This is a genomic window from Streptomyces sp. adm13(2018), assembly GCF_008042145.1.
GTDB lineage: Bacteria > Actinomycetota > Actinomycetes > Streptomycetales > Streptomycetaceae > Streptomyces.
Map to the genome: position 1 here is coordinate 2696 of NZ_RDBH01000109.1, position 12634 is coordinate 15329.

Below are 12634 nucleotides of genomic sequence, written 5' to 3' on the forward strand. Positions count from 1 at the left end.
CCGCCGGTCAGATCCAGGCGGACTCCGTCGTGGTGAGCTGGCAGCGGGTCACCGGAGCCTCCTGGTACCAGGTGCTCCTGGACGGGCGGCACCTGACGTGGGTCCAGGGCACGACGCTGCGGATCTACAACCTGCGGCCGGGCCGCGGGCTGGTGTGGAAGTAGTCGTCGTGGTTGCAGTCGAGGATGTTCTCGGACGCCCGATTGGTGCAGACGTCGCGCATCTTCGGGTAGTACGGGCTGTCCGAGTAGCACATCACGTCCCACTCGTCCGTACAGTGCGCGCCCCTACTGGTGTTGGGCGCACTGTTGTTCACCGCGCCCAGGTTGTGGCCGAGTTCGTGGGCCGCGGTGTGTCCGCCCCAGCAGCCGCTGTCCGTACGCCCGTACGAAGGGCCGAAGTTGCTCAGGTTGGACTGTCCGGGCCGTTCGTCCCCGGCGAAGGTGCCGATGCCGCAGTACACCTGCGCTTCGGCGAAGATCATGTACTTGCGGTCGCGACGGTCGAGCCCCTTGGCGGCGAGCGCGCGGTTGGTGGCGCTGAACTCCGCCATCGCGGAGTCCGGCAGTTCGATGTTGAGGACGGTGGGCGTGCAGTCGGCCGCCGTCACGTACCGGATGTGGCGGACGCCGCCGGTCTCCTCGGCGCTGGCCGAGTAGATGAGGTCGGCGTCGGCGGCCCACTTGCGGAAGGAGGCGAGGTACTCGGAGTACCGGTCGCGTCCCGGGCCGTGGACGTACACGACCTGGACCCGGTTGCCGGTGCTGCCGTCGCCGTCGCACTGGACGGTCTGCCCGGCTGGACCTGCGGCGGCGGTCGTGGTGCCGCCCGTGGCGGCCGGGGCGGCGGCGGTGGACGGGCTCGGGGCGGCGGTCGACACCTGGGGGGCGCGGGCGTCGACGGCGGGTGCGCCCGGAGACGGGCCCCGGCTCTTGCGGGGCGCGGGCTGCGGCGCGGCAGGCTTGGCCGGATCGGTCGCGGGAGCCTTCGACTTGACCGCGGGCGGAGTGTCCTTCTTGATGTCGACGCCCTTGGGCGGCGCGTCGGGGCCGTGGGTGCACAGACCGGTGGCGGTCGCGTAGACGCCGGCGCAGCGGTCGCCCTTGGGGGCCGCCTTGAGGCCGTCGTACACCATGCCGCGCGCCGGCTGGTTGGCCGGCTTCTTCGGTATCGGCTGAGGTTCCCTGCTCCTGGCGGGAGCGGCGGCGGGGACGGCGATGTCGGTGACGACGGGGGTGTCCAGGCGGGCGAGCGGGGTTCCGTTCGGTTCCGCGCGCCCCGCCTCGTAGACGATTCCCCCGGCCATCACCGCCGCGAGGGCGGTCGCGGCGATGAGCCCCGTGAAGGATCTGCGGGGCCTCGCCTCGCGGGTCCGACGCTCCTTCGGCTTCCTATGTCTAGGCATGCACACCTCAACTCTCTGGTCGGAAGACTGGGTGCGCGGAAGCCTGTCAGAACCCGGTGGTGAAGAATTCGGACAAAGGGGAGAGTGTTCAGAGAATCCATTCCGTTACCTACGTCACCGTATCTGATGAACCATCAAAATACTTAAAAGCAAGGGTAGTTGCGTTCGCGGCGGAGGCTTGGTCCAGGCCTTTTCGGTGGCTCCGTTATGTGATTGAAATAATCGGCGGCGATTATTGACGTGAATTCAGTGAAGGATTCATCTAATTTCTCACCTCGCGAATCCCCTCGATCACCACCCGTGAGCACGGGGCGTCGGGCCGGGCCCGCGACCTGGAACCGGTAGGGACGTACAGGGCCTTCGCCGGGCCGGGCGGGCCGCAGTCGTGTACTCGCAGCCGCGGGGGCGCCCCGCCGACGCCCGCTCGCCACCATGGGGCGGTCGCAGTCGCCTCGGACGCCCGCGTTCCCCTCGACGGTCTTTCCCCGCAGGTGTCTTGACGGGGCACCCGCACCACTGGCTTCATGGCGAGTGGGAGCGCTCCCACTCATTCGTTCCCCTTCATGGAAGGCCCCCACCCTTGCCTGCTGTCATCGTTCGCAGCGCGTTACGCCGCGCCGCCGTCGTACTCACCGGTCTCGCCCTCGCCGCCGGCCCTCTCGCCGGCCTCACCTTCGCGGCGGACCCCGCAGGTGCGACCGGTAGCGCCGCTCTCGCGGCGCCCTCCGTCACCCCCGTCCGCGTCAACCAGCTCGGCTACCTTCCGGACGGGCCGAAGCGGGCCACCCTGGTCAGCTCGGCCACCGCTCCGCTCGCCTGGCAGCTCCGCGACGCCTCCGGCGCGCAGGTCGCATCGGGCGCGACGACGGTGAGAGGCGCCGACCAGGCCTCCGGCCAGTCGACACACCTGGTCGACTTCGGCGGCTACGCCGGCACCGGTACGGGCTTCACCCTGGCCGTCGGCGGCCAGGTCAGCCACGCCTTCGACATCTCCGCCGCGCTCTACGACGGCCTGCGCGCCGACAGCATGTCGTTCTTCTACCAGCAGCGGAGCGGGGTCGCGATCGACGCCGGACTCGCGGGCAGCGCGTACGCCCGCCCCGCCGGACACCTGGGGGTGGCGCCGAACAAGGGCGACACGAGTGTCCCCTGTCAGCCCGGCGTGTGCGACTACCGGCTGGACGTCCGCGGCGGCTGGTACGACGCGGGGGACCAAGGCAAGTACGTGGTCAACGGCGGGATCGCAACCTGGCAGGTGGTCAACTCCTACGAGCGGGCCCGCCGTTCGGGCGGTGCCCAGGCCCTCGGGGACTCGACCCTACGCGTGCCCGAACGGGGCAACGGCGTGCCGGACGTCCTGGACGAGGCCCGCTGGGAGCTGGAGTTCCTGATGCGGATGCAGGTCCCGACCGGAAAGCCGTCTGCGGGCATGGCCTTCCACAAGATGCACGACACCGAGTGGACGGGCCTCCCGACACGTCCCGAACTCGATGACAAGGAACGGGAGTTGCACCGCCCTTCCACCGCGGCCACGCTGAATCTGGCGGCCGTGGGAGCCCAGTGCGCCCGGGTGTACGCGCCCTACGACCGTGCGTTCGCCGACCGCTGCCTGGACAGCGCCCGCCGGGCCTGGACGGCGGCGGTCGCCCGTCCCGACGCGCTCGCCCCGGGGTCGGACAACGCCGGCGGCGGGGCCTACGAAGACGCTGACGTCTCGGACGAGTTCTACTGGGCCGCGGCCGAACTGCTCGCCACGACCGGTGAGAGCCGGTACCGCGACGCCGTGACCTCCTCCGCGCACCACGCGAGGCCCGCGGACTCGTTCTGGTGGGGCGGTACGGCCACCCTCGGGCGGATCACCCTCGCCACGGTCCCCGGTGTGGCGCTGCCCGCCGACGACGTGGCCCGGGTACGCGGCCTGCTGACCGCGGCCGCCGACGGGCACCTTTCCACGATGGCCGCCGGCGGATACGCCGTACCGATCCCCGCGTCCGGCTACGGGTGGGGATCCAACAGCGCGGTCGCCAACAACGCGATCACCCTCGCCGTCGCGTACGAGCTCACCGGCGCGCAGCGCTACCGCGCAGGAGCCCTGGAGGCGATGGACTACCTCCTCGGGCGCAACGCCCTCGACCACTCCTACGTCACGGGCTACGGCGAACGGGCCTCGGAGAACCAGCACCACCGCTTCTGGGCCCGACAGTACGACCCGTCCCTGCCGCACCCGCCGGCAGGCTCCTTCGCGGGCGGCCCGAACGCCGGGCTCGACGACCCGGTGGCGAAGGAGCGGCTGAACGGCTGCGCCCCGGCCGCGTGCTACGTCGACGACATCGGCTCGTACTCCACCAACGAAGTCGCCATCAACTGGAACTCCGCGCTCGCGTGGCTGGCGGCCTTCGCCGCGGAGCGGCGCGGAGCTCCGGGGACACCGGCGGTGCAGGTGACGCCCGCCGCACTGACCGTGCCCGAAGGGGGCACCGCCGCCGCGAGCGTACGACTGACGGCCGCACCCGCGCAGAACGTCACGGTGACCGTGGCGCGCACCTCCGGGGACCAGGACCTCACCGCGTCGGCGGGCGCGACCCTCCTCTTCACGCCCGCCGACTGGGCCACCGCCCAGCGGGTCGTCGTCTCCGCCGCACAGGACGGCGACACGACCTCGGGCAACGCGACCTTCACCGCCGGCGGCCCCGGTGTCTCGGCGGCGACCTTCACCGCGACGGAGGCGGACGACGATGCGCCGTCGCCCGGGGTGTCCTGCACGGTGACATACCGGGTGGAGAGCGCGTGGGGCGACGGCTTCACGGCCACGGTGAACCTGAAGAACACCGGCACCGCGGCGATCTCCGGCTGGACCCTCGGGTGGAGCTTCGCCGGCGACCAGAAGGTCACCAGTGCCTGGAACGCGACGGTGAGCCAGTCGGGCAGCACCGTGACGGCCCGGGACGCCGGGTGGAACGGCGCACTGGCGGCGGGGGCGAGCACGTCCTTCGGATTCCAGGCGACGTACTCGGGCACGAACCCGGCACCCGCGCGGGTCACTCTGAACGGCTCGCTCTGCTCCTGAGCGGTTCCCTGCCGTCGCTCCACGTGCCGGCCGGGACCGACGCGGCACCCCCCGCGTGACCGCGCATTTCGCGCCACACGCGTCGCGGCCGGGCGGGGGAGCGTACGGAGAAGGGCGGGCGGGCCCCAGTCCGAAATGCCCGTCGCGAGGCGGCACTTGGCGCCGCCTGCCCTCGCCCCTGGGAGTCTTCAGGTCTTGTAGGGGGAGCCCCGCACATTCTCGGCTCCCCGTTCCTGCCCGCACTCAGCCTCTCGGCACTCGCCGCGCCCGGCTCCCCACCCCGTGCACCGGGGGTGGGGAGCCGGGTTCTCCTACCCGTGCACCTTCGGCGTCACTTGATGCCGAGCTCGGCGCACTTCTCGGCGAGCTCGTCGGTGCAGAGGTCGTCCGCGGTGTAGATGCCCTCGGAGATGACCGTGCTCTGGATGTTCGTCCTGTCGACGATGACGGGGTCGAGCAGGTGCGAGGGGATGCCGTTCACCTCGCTCTTGGCGCGGAGCGGCAGGTCCATCAGGAGGTCCACCGCGACCTCGGCGGCCTTGGGCGCCAGCTCCAGGGGGCTCTTGTACACGGTGAAGGTCTGGGTACCGGCGATGATGCGCTGAATGGCGGCCTTCTCGGCGTCCTGGCCGCCGACGGGGATGCGCTTGATCCCGGCGTCGTCGAGGGTGGCGATGATGCCGCCGGCCATGCCGTCGTTGGCCGAGTAGACCGCGTCGATCTTCGACTTGCCGAGGTTCGAGATCGCGGCGGACATCTTCTCGCCGGCGATCTTCGGGTCCCACTCGCCGGACGCCTCGTAGGCGATCTTGCCGACCTTGCCGTTGAGGGCGTTGTGCGCGCCCTCCTTGAACTGCCCGGCGTTCGGGTCCTTCTCGTCGCCGTTGATCATCACGATGCTGGCGTCGGAGGCCTTGTCGCCGAGGGCGTCGATGAGCGCCTCGCCCTGGAGCTCGCCGACCTTGGTGTTGTCGTGGCTGACGTAGGCGTCGGCGCCCGCGATCGCGCGGTCGTACGCGACGATCTTGAGGCCCTTGTTCTTCGCCTTGGCTTCCTTCACCCAGCCGGCGGCCTTGGTCGCGTCGACCGGGTCGAGTGCGATGACCCGCACGCCACCGGCGATGAGCTGGTCGAACTGCTGCTTCTGCTTGACGATGTCGGAGACCGCGTTGTTGTAGACGATCTCGCAGTCGAGGCACGTGCCTCTGACGGCCTCCTCGAACTTGGGTCTGTCCAGCGCCTCGTACCGCGAGGTCTTGTTCTCCGGAAGGAGCAGACCGATCTTGGTCGAGCTGCCCTTGTCGGCGCTGTCGCCACTACCTGTCTCGCCGCCGCAGGCGGTGAGCGAAAGCGCCATCGAGGCCGCGGCCGCGGCGACGACGGCGTGACGCGTCATAGCGTTCATCTGAGGGTGCCTCCCTGACGAGGCCGCGACATTGCGGCCGAGGTGGCACGAAGTCAAACTCGACGGGCATATTGTCGTCAAGAAGTAAACGTTTAACGAGATGGCAACGGTGTTCACCGTTATGTGGGTGAATGCAAGGCAGGTGCGTATGCTACGGCGCTCACCGCGCGGCGGAGGGCGTCGTGAGGGTGGTGCACGGGGGAGCCGAATGGCCTCGAAGGGCGTCCCGGAGGTCGGACGAGCTGCCTCGCCCTAGACCCTTTTCCGCCACCTGGCAAAACCCTCCCCGGGTCCGGCCGGACCGCCTCGGATACGCGACGAGGCACCTGGGCGCCGGGGCCAGGGCCCTCGGCGGAGGCGCACCGAGGACCCCGGGCGAATGGCGCTACGCGGTGTACCTCGCCGATCCCGGCAGTGTCCTGGACGGCGTGCCTCCCGACGCCACTGTGGGTCGTGGAGATGTGCCCGTCGGCGGGCAGCCCCGGCGATCCGGCCTACGGGTGCCAGTGCCCGGCCCGCCATGGCGTAGCCGAAGGCCGAGGCGATGACGGTCAGGCCGAGCAGGGCGAGGGCCGACGTGCGGCGGAGGTCGTCCAGGGTCGACTCCCGCCTCTGGCGTACGCACGCGTCGACCACGTCGTCGGCCGGCGCAGCGGACTGTGCCGCATCCGGACCGGAGCACGGGGTGCCGGTCAGCTGGACGGTGCTCCCCGGGGCGAGCGAGAACGCCGGGTCACCGCCCTGTCGGATCGTCTGCGCGCCGAGCGTGGAGACGATGGACAGCAGGAGACCGCCGACGATCAGTAACGTCCCGCCGTACAGCATCGCCAGGCGCAGCCGTATCCGAAGCCGGGGCCAATGTGCCGACCTCTATGGTCTCTGCGTTCTCTCCGTTCTTCCCGTCGTCTCCCCGGCGACGGTGGAGTGCAGGGGGTCGGGGTGAACAGGGCTGCGCACGGTGCTCCTTGACGGCAGGTGGCCACTTCCTCGCCATGGTGCACGGGACGGGGTGTGTCCTCGGTAAGGAGCGTGCGGGAGGCGGTGGCCCGTCGGCCGTAGGGGTGAGGAAGGCGTAGGACCGTCCACAGGTGGCGGTCGTGTCGTCCGCCGCGGACGCGACCTGGTGCGCCCGCACGGGCCTCGCCGCCGGCGGCACGTCGTTCGAGGCGCTCAACCACCCCGGCCGGTACCTCCGGCACTACGCCGACAACGTGTACCTCGCCCGCAGCGGAGGCCCCGACGCCTGGGACACCGCCATGTCCTTCGCCGCCGACGCGACCTGGGCCGCCGACCAGCCGGCGCTCTGGCGCAGCTTCGTGCTGCTCGCCACCGACCGGCGGCAGTCGCTGCGCGTGACCACCTGGGGCCACACCGACCGGTACCTGCGTCACGCCGACAGCCTGGCCTTCACGGAGGTCGTCGGCTCGGGCAGCAGCAGCCTCCTCAAGCAGGACGCGACCTACACCCTGCGGCGCGGCCTCGCCGACTCCTCCTGCTACTCGTTCGAGTCGGTGAACTACCCGGGTCAGTTCCTCCGTCATGCCGACAGCCGGGTGCGCAACGCGCCCGAAGACGGCTCCGCGCTCTTCCGGCAGGACGCCACCTTCTGTGCCCGGCCCGGACTCGGCGGCACCGGCGTCACCTTCGAATCGATCAGCATCCCCGGGGCGTACCTGCGCCACTACGCGTCCCAGGTGTTCATCGCCTCCGGAAACGGTGCGGGCGACCAGTACGACCGACCCCAGAACCTGAGCGCGGACAGCAGCTGGGCCGTCGCCGCCCCGTGGGCGCCGTAACCGGCTGAGGCACGCGCGCCCGCGCCAGCGGGAGGCGAGCGACGAGACGACCGAGGGGCGGCAGCGGTATCGGCCGCCCCTCGGTCGTACGCCGTCATCCGGTGACGTACGCCGTCGAACACCGCCGCACGCCCTTGTGCGCCGCACCATGCTGCCCCCCCGCCCTCGGCCTCCTGTCGCCCTCCCGGAGAACTCCCTCGAACCGAAGTGGTCCAACCAGTTGACCACCAGGGTCCCGTGACTGATTCTGTTCGCCATGCATCAGCGATCCATCCGACGGGAGTCGGTATCCGATCAGCTCTACGCCGTCCTGCGCGACCAGATCCTCGACGGCTCCCTGCCCACCGGCTCCCCGCTGACGGCCGAGCGCGACCTGGCCGCCGAGTTCGGGGTGAACCGCCATGCCGTACGGGAGGCGGTCAAGCGGCTTCAGCAGGCCCGTCTCATCGAGGTCAGCCACGGCGGCAGGACCGTCGTCCTGGACTGGCGGCACACCGCCGGCCTCGACCTCGCCGTGGGCATCGCCCGGGCCGGCGACGGACTCGGCCTGCCCGGGCTCGTCCGCGACGCCATGGAGATGCGCGCCTGCATCGGCGCCGACGCGGCCCGGCTCTGCGCCGCCCGCTGCTCGCGCCGGGAGGCCGAAGCCGTCGTGGAGGCCGCCGGCCGCTACGCGTCCACCGGACCCGACCTCGCCGTCCTGGGCGCGGCGGACATCGCCTGGTGGCGGCTGATCGTGGAGGGGTCGGGGAACCTCGCGTACCTCCTCGCATTCAACAGTCTGGTCGGCGGCACCCTGGAGGTCGCCGACGGGCCCATCGACCTGCGGGCCGCCGAACTCCTCGACGTCGACGCGCACCTCCGCCTGGCCGCGCACATCGCGGCCCGCGAACCCGAGGACGCCGAACGCCTGGCCCGTGACCTGCTGTCCCGCAGCGTTCCGGCGCTCGTCGAGAGGGCGGGGGAGCTGACGTGATACCCGCCGTGATGTACGCGATACCGGCGTTCGTGCTGCTGGTGGCCGTCGAAGCGCTGTCCTACCGGTTCCTCCCGGACGACGACGAGCGGGGCTACGAGGTACGCGACACGGTCACCAGCATGTCCATGGGCGCCGGAAGCCAGGTCGTCGGACTGCCGTGGAAGGCCGTCGCGGTCGTCGCCTACGCGGCCCTCTCCTCCGTCTCGCCCTGGGAGTGGTCGCCGACCTCGGTCTGGACCTGGGTCCTGCTGTTCTTCGCCGACGACCTCGCCTACTACGTGTTCCACCGCGCCCACCACCGGGTGCGGGTGCTCTGGGCGAGCCATGTGGTCCACCACTCCAGCGTGCGCTACAACCTCTCCACCGCCCTGCGGCAGAGCTGGACGCCGATGACGACCCTGCCGTTCTGGCTGCCGCTCGCCCTCCTGGGCATCCCGCCGTGGATGATCCTGCTCCAGCAGTCGTTCAGCCTCGTCTACCAGTTCTTCCTGCACACCGAGCGGGTCGACAAGCTGTGGCGACCCATCGAGTACGTCTTCAACACGCCGTCCCACCACCGCGTCCACCACGGCTCCAACAACGTGTACCTGGACCGCAACTACGGCGGCATCCTCATCGTCTGGGACCGGCTGTTCGGCACCTTCGAGCCGGAGGGCGAACGGGTCGTGTACGGCCTCACCAAGAACATCGCCACGTACAACCCGATGCGGGTCGCCTTCCACGAGTACGCGGCGACCTGGCGCGACGTCCGCGCCGCACGGCGCTGGCGGGACCGGGCCGGCCACCTCTTCGGTCCGCCCGGCTGGTCCCCGAAGGCCGAGGTGTGACATGCCGCCGCTGATCGCGGTCTTCGCCGCCCTCGCCGCCGTCGACATCACGGGCGTGGTGATCGACCTGCCGGTCCTCGAATGGATCGCCAAACCCCTGCTCGCCCCCGTACTCGCGCTGCACCTGTGGCGCGTCACCGGCCGACGCCACCGGCCCGTCCTCCTCGGCCTCGGCTTCGCGACGGCCGGGGACGTGGCCCTGCTCGTCCCCGGAGCGACCGCGTTCGGCATCGGCCTGGCCTGCTTCCTCGGCGCCCAGATCTGCTGGACGACCGCCTTCGCCCGGGCGGGCGCGGTGGCGCACCTGCGTCCCCGGCGGTCGCTCTGCGTCGGCTACCTGGCCGTGTGGACCGTCGCCGTCGTCCTGCTCGCGCCCTCGCTCGACGCGGCGATGGCCGTCGCTCTGTCGCTGTACAGCCTGGCCCTGGTGGTCATGGCGGCCACGGCGCACGTCAAGGGCCCGAGGGCGGCATGGGGCGGCGCCGTGTTCCTCGTCTCCGACATGCTCATCGGACTCGGCGCGGCCGGGATCGACTTCGCCGGCCGCACGATGCTGGTGATGCCCACCTACACGGTCGCCCTGGCCCTCCTCGTGACCGCGTTCACCGCCGACGTCGGAACGGCGGCCGAGGCCGGCCACCACGGGCGGGGCCCCGGCAGCCCGAGCCCCGAACCTGGAGCGCGGGTGGGGTCCGAGCCCTGACGAGCCGCCTGCCCGGCCGCACCCGACCGCCCGGCGCGGGCGGTCGGGTGCGGCCGGCCGGAACGTACGGCCGCCCGATGTCCTCGGGGTCGGCCGTGCACAGCACGGCGTCCTCGTAGGAGACGGCCCCCGCCGTCACGAGGGCGTCGATGCCGGCCTCCAGCGTCTGCATGCCGTCCCGGTGACCGGTCGCGATCATGTTGCGGATCTGACGGGTCTTCCCCTCACGGATCAGGTTCCGGATCGCCGGCGTGCCCACCAGCACCTCGAACGCCGCCGCACGGCCCCCGCCGATCCGCGGGGCGAGCGTCTGGTTGAGGATGCCGACCAGCGTGTGCGCCAACGGGGGAGCCCTGGGCACGCGGCCGAACCCAACAGCGCGCCCCGGCGCGGCGTCACCGGTGGATCATCCAGCGCTCGGCCCGGGCCGCAGGGCTGCGCTGGGTGCTCGTACGACGACGGACCGGCGGGTCGGAAGCCGTGACGCGAGGGTACGGGCGTGGCCTAGAGTGCGGGTGTGGCGTCGTACAGCATCGGGCAGGCCGCGCGGTTGCTCGGAGTGAGTTCGGAGACCGTCCGCCGCTGGGCGGACGGCGGCAAGCTCGGCATGGAGCGGGACGGTGCCGGCCGGCGGGTGATCGAGGGCGTGGCCCTGGCCCGATTCGCGCGGGAGCGCGGTGCCGGGCTCCACGCCGTACCCGAGGGCGACGTCCCCACGTCCGTGCGGAACTCCTTCGTGGGCATCGTGACCCGCGTGCGCGTCGACGACGTGGCGGCCCAGGTCGAGGTGCAGGCGGGCCCGCACCGGCTGGTGTCCCTGGTGACCCGCGAGGCGGTGGAAGATCTCGCCCTCGCCGTCGGGGTCACGGTGACGGCCCGCGTGAAGTCGACCAGCGTGCACATCGACCTGCCCTGACCCGACCCGCCCCCCTCGCGTCGACGGCGTACACCGCCAGGCGGCGCAGCGGCGCGTCCTCCCGCGGCCGTCCCGCCCTGCCAGGGCGATGAAGCACGCCGCGCTGCCGTCTCGTCGGTTCCTCTAAGTGATCTCGCATCCGCGATGGAGGGTCCCACGACGTTGTTGCAAGTGAGATCCAAAGCCGCCTACGGTGTCGCATATGCAGTCCCACACGATCGGGCGGGCCGCCCCTCTGCCCGGCGCAGGTCCGGACACGGCGCGACGCCCGACCGGCGTCGGCCGCCTCGCGACCCGTCGCGAGGAGAGCGGCCGGCCCGTGATCGACGGGAGGCCGTCCGCGGAGCTCCCGGCCGGCGAAGAGCCGGGACTGGAAGTCGGCATGCAGGCCACCGCCCGCGTGAAGTCGACCAGCGTGCACATCGAACGCACCTGACCACCCCTCACGCAGTACGCACCACACCTCGGCCGTCGGCGCGGCCGGTCTGTTCACCCGTTTCCGCTTCCTCACCAAGGAGTTCCGACCCTCATGACCCTCACCTCGACCAGACGCCGGACCGCTGCCGCCGTACTGACCGCCGCCCTCCTCGTCCCGCTCGCCGCCTGCGGCAACGACGACACGAAGAAGGACACCGGCGGCTCGACCGCCTCCGGCTCCGCCAGTGCCGCGCCCGCCGCGAACCTGACGGTCCTCGCCGCCGCGTCCCTCACCGACGTCTTCGAGACCGCGGGCGCCGCGTATGAGAAGGCCCATCCCGGCACCAAGCTGACGTTCTCCTTCGCCGGCTCGCAGGAGCTCGTCGCCCAGGTCTCGCAGGGCTCGCCCGCCGACGTCCTGGTCACCGCCGACACCAAGAGCATGGACAAGGTGAAGGCCGACACGACCACCCCGGCGATCATCGCGACGAACCGGCTCGTGATCGCCACCGGCGAGGGCAACCCCTTCAAGGTCGACGCCCTCAAGGACCTCGCCGACACCAAGCTGAAGGTCGTCCTCGCCGCCCCCGAGGTCCCGGCCGGCAAGTACAGCAAGCAGATCCTCGACAAGCAGAGCATCGCGGTGAAGCCGGTCTCCCAGGAGCCCAACGTGCGCGCCGTCCTCAGCAAGGTCGAGCTGGGCGAGGCCGATGCCGGTCTCGTCTACAAGACCGACGCCGCCAGCGCCGCCGACAAGGTCGACGCCGTCGAGATCCCCGACGACCAGAACGCTGTCGCGAAGTACCCGGCCGCCACGCTGAAGGACTCGAAGAACGCCGAGGCCGCAGAGGCGTTCGTGGTCTGGCTGTCCTCGCCCGAGGGGCAGAAGATCCTGCAGGACGCCGGCTTCCAGAAGCCGTGACCTTCGGGTCGCGCCGACGTGGAGGGGCTGCCCGGTCCCCCGGGCCGGGCAGCCCCTCCACGTCGGCGCGACCCGAAGGTCACGGCTTCTGGAAGCCGGCGTCCTGCAGGATCTTCTGCCCCTCGGGCGAGGACAGCCAGACCACGAACGCCTCTGCGGCCTCGGCGTTCTTCGAGTCCTTCAGCGTGGCGGCCGGG

At 71.4% G+C, this 12634-nt stretch carries 11 protein-coding genes; 8 read left to right on the forward strand and 3 right to left on the reverse strand.

From position 1 onward, the window contains the following. Positions 1 to 124: 124 nt before the first annotated feature. Positions 125 to 1405, reverse strand: a complete 1281-nt coding sequence (locus EAO70_RS09745) for a zinc-dependent metalloprotease family protein (RefSeq protein WP_261992780.1) — start codon at positions 1403 to 1405, stop codon at positions 125 to 127. A 580-nt stretch (positions 1406 to 1985) separates the two neighbouring features. Between EAO70_RS09745 and EAO70_RS09750 the strand changes: the two genes are divergently transcribed. Beyond that, the gene (locus EAO70_RS09750) at positions 1986 to 4472 is read left to right on the forward strand and encodes a glycoside hydrolase family 9 protein (protein WP_261992781.1); all 2487 of its coding nucleotides are present in this window, start codon (positions 1986 to 1988) and stop codon (positions 4470 to 4472) included. A 331-nt stretch (positions 4473 to 4803) separates the two neighbouring features. Here EAO70_RS09750 and EAO70_RS09755 read toward each other — a convergent pair whose 3' ends face one another. Beyond that, positions 4804 to 5877 (reverse strand): sugar ABC transporter substrate-binding protein, encoded by a 1074-nt coding sequence (locus EAO70_RS09755; protein WP_187283825.1) that lies wholly within the window; start codon positions 5875 to 5877, stop codon positions 4804 to 4806. A gap of 1097 nt (positions 5878 to 6974) precedes the next feature. Between EAO70_RS09755 and EAO70_RS09760 the strand changes: the two genes are divergently transcribed. The 7 genes from EAO70_RS09760 (at position 6975) to modA (ending at position 12437) form a co-directional block, all read left to right on the forward strand. Then, positions 6975 to 7673: an AbfB domain-containing protein gene (locus EAO70_RS09760; protein WP_261992782.1), complete on the forward strand. Its 699-nt coding sequence runs from the start codon at positions 6975 to 6977 to the stop codon at positions 7671 to 7673. A gap of 256 nt (positions 7674 to 7929) precedes the next feature. After that, complete coding sequence (locus EAO70_RS09765; protein ID WP_148002613.1) at positions 7930 to 8649, forward strand: FadR/GntR family transcriptional regulator; 720 nt, start codon at positions 7930 to 7932, stop codon at positions 8647 to 8649. Beyond that, positions 8646 to 9479 carry a sterol desaturase family protein gene (locus EAO70_RS09770; RefSeq protein WP_148002614.1) on the forward strand — a complete coding sequence of 278 codons (834 nt, stop codon included), beginning with the start codon at positions 8646 to 8648 and terminating at the stop codon, positions 9477 to 9479. Before EAO70_RS09765 ends, EAO70_RS09770 begins: the two co-directional genes overlap by 4 nt. Before the next feature lies 1 nt (position 9480). Beyond that, complete coding sequence (locus EAO70_RS09775; protein ID WP_148002615.1) at positions 9481 to 10182, forward strand: lysoplasmalogenase; 702 nt, start codon at positions 9481 to 9483, stop codon at positions 10180 to 10182. A 517-nt stretch (positions 10183 to 10699) separates the two neighbouring features. Beyond that, entirely contained in the window at positions 10700 to 11098 is a 399-nt protein-coding gene (locus EAO70_RS09785) for a molybdopterin-binding protein (RefSeq protein ID WP_148002616.1), read from the forward strand. Between the two features lie 202 nt (positions 11099 to 11300). Further along, a complete protein-coding gene (locus tag EAO70_RS09790; RefSeq protein ID WP_148002617.1) occupies positions 11301 to 11534 on the forward strand; it encodes a hypothetical protein in 234 nt (77 codons plus the stop codon). 93 nt (positions 11535 to 11627) lie between these two features. Next, entirely contained in the window at positions 11628 to 12437 is an 810-nt protein-coding gene (modA, locus tag EAO70_RS09795; protein ID WP_148002618.1) for a molybdate ABC transporter substrate-binding protein, read from the forward strand. 79 nt (positions 12438 to 12516) lie between these two features. Here the strand turns inward: modA and EAO70_RS09800 are convergent. Continuing rightward, positions 12517 to 12634, reverse strand: a 118-nt coding sequence (locus tag EAO70_RS09800; RefSeq protein ID WP_148002619.1) for a substrate-binding domain-containing protein, incomplete at its 5' end; no start/stop codon positions are given.

What these genes read in the sequence shown, in the direction of transcription:
- EAO70_RS09745 (WP_261992780.1), bottom strand. Translation starts at nt 1,405, where the DNA reads ATGCCTAGACATAGGAAGCCGAAGGAGCGTCGGACCCGCGAGGCGAGG.
- EAO70_RS09755 (WP_187283825.1), bottom strand. Translation starts at nt 5,877, where the DNA reads ATGAACGCTATGACGCGTCACGCCGTCGTCGCCGCGGCCGCGGCCTCG.
- EAO70_RS09765 (WP_148002613.1), top strand. Translation starts at nt 7,930, where the DNA reads ATGCATCAGCGATCCATCCGACGGGAGTCGGTATCCGATCAGCTCTAC.
- EAO70_RS09775 (WP_148002615.1), top strand. Translation starts at nt 9,481, where the DNA reads ATGCCGCCGCTGATCGCGGTCTTCGCCGCCCTCGCCGCCGTCGACATC.
- EAO70_RS09790 (WP_148002617.1), top strand. Translation starts at nt 11,301, where the DNA reads ATGCAGTCCCACACGATCGGGCGGGCCGCCCCTCTGCCCGGCGCAGGT.
- modA (WP_148002618.1), top strand. Translation starts at nt 11,628, where the DNA reads ATGACCCTCACCTCGACCAGACGCCGGACCGCTGCCGCCGTACTGACC.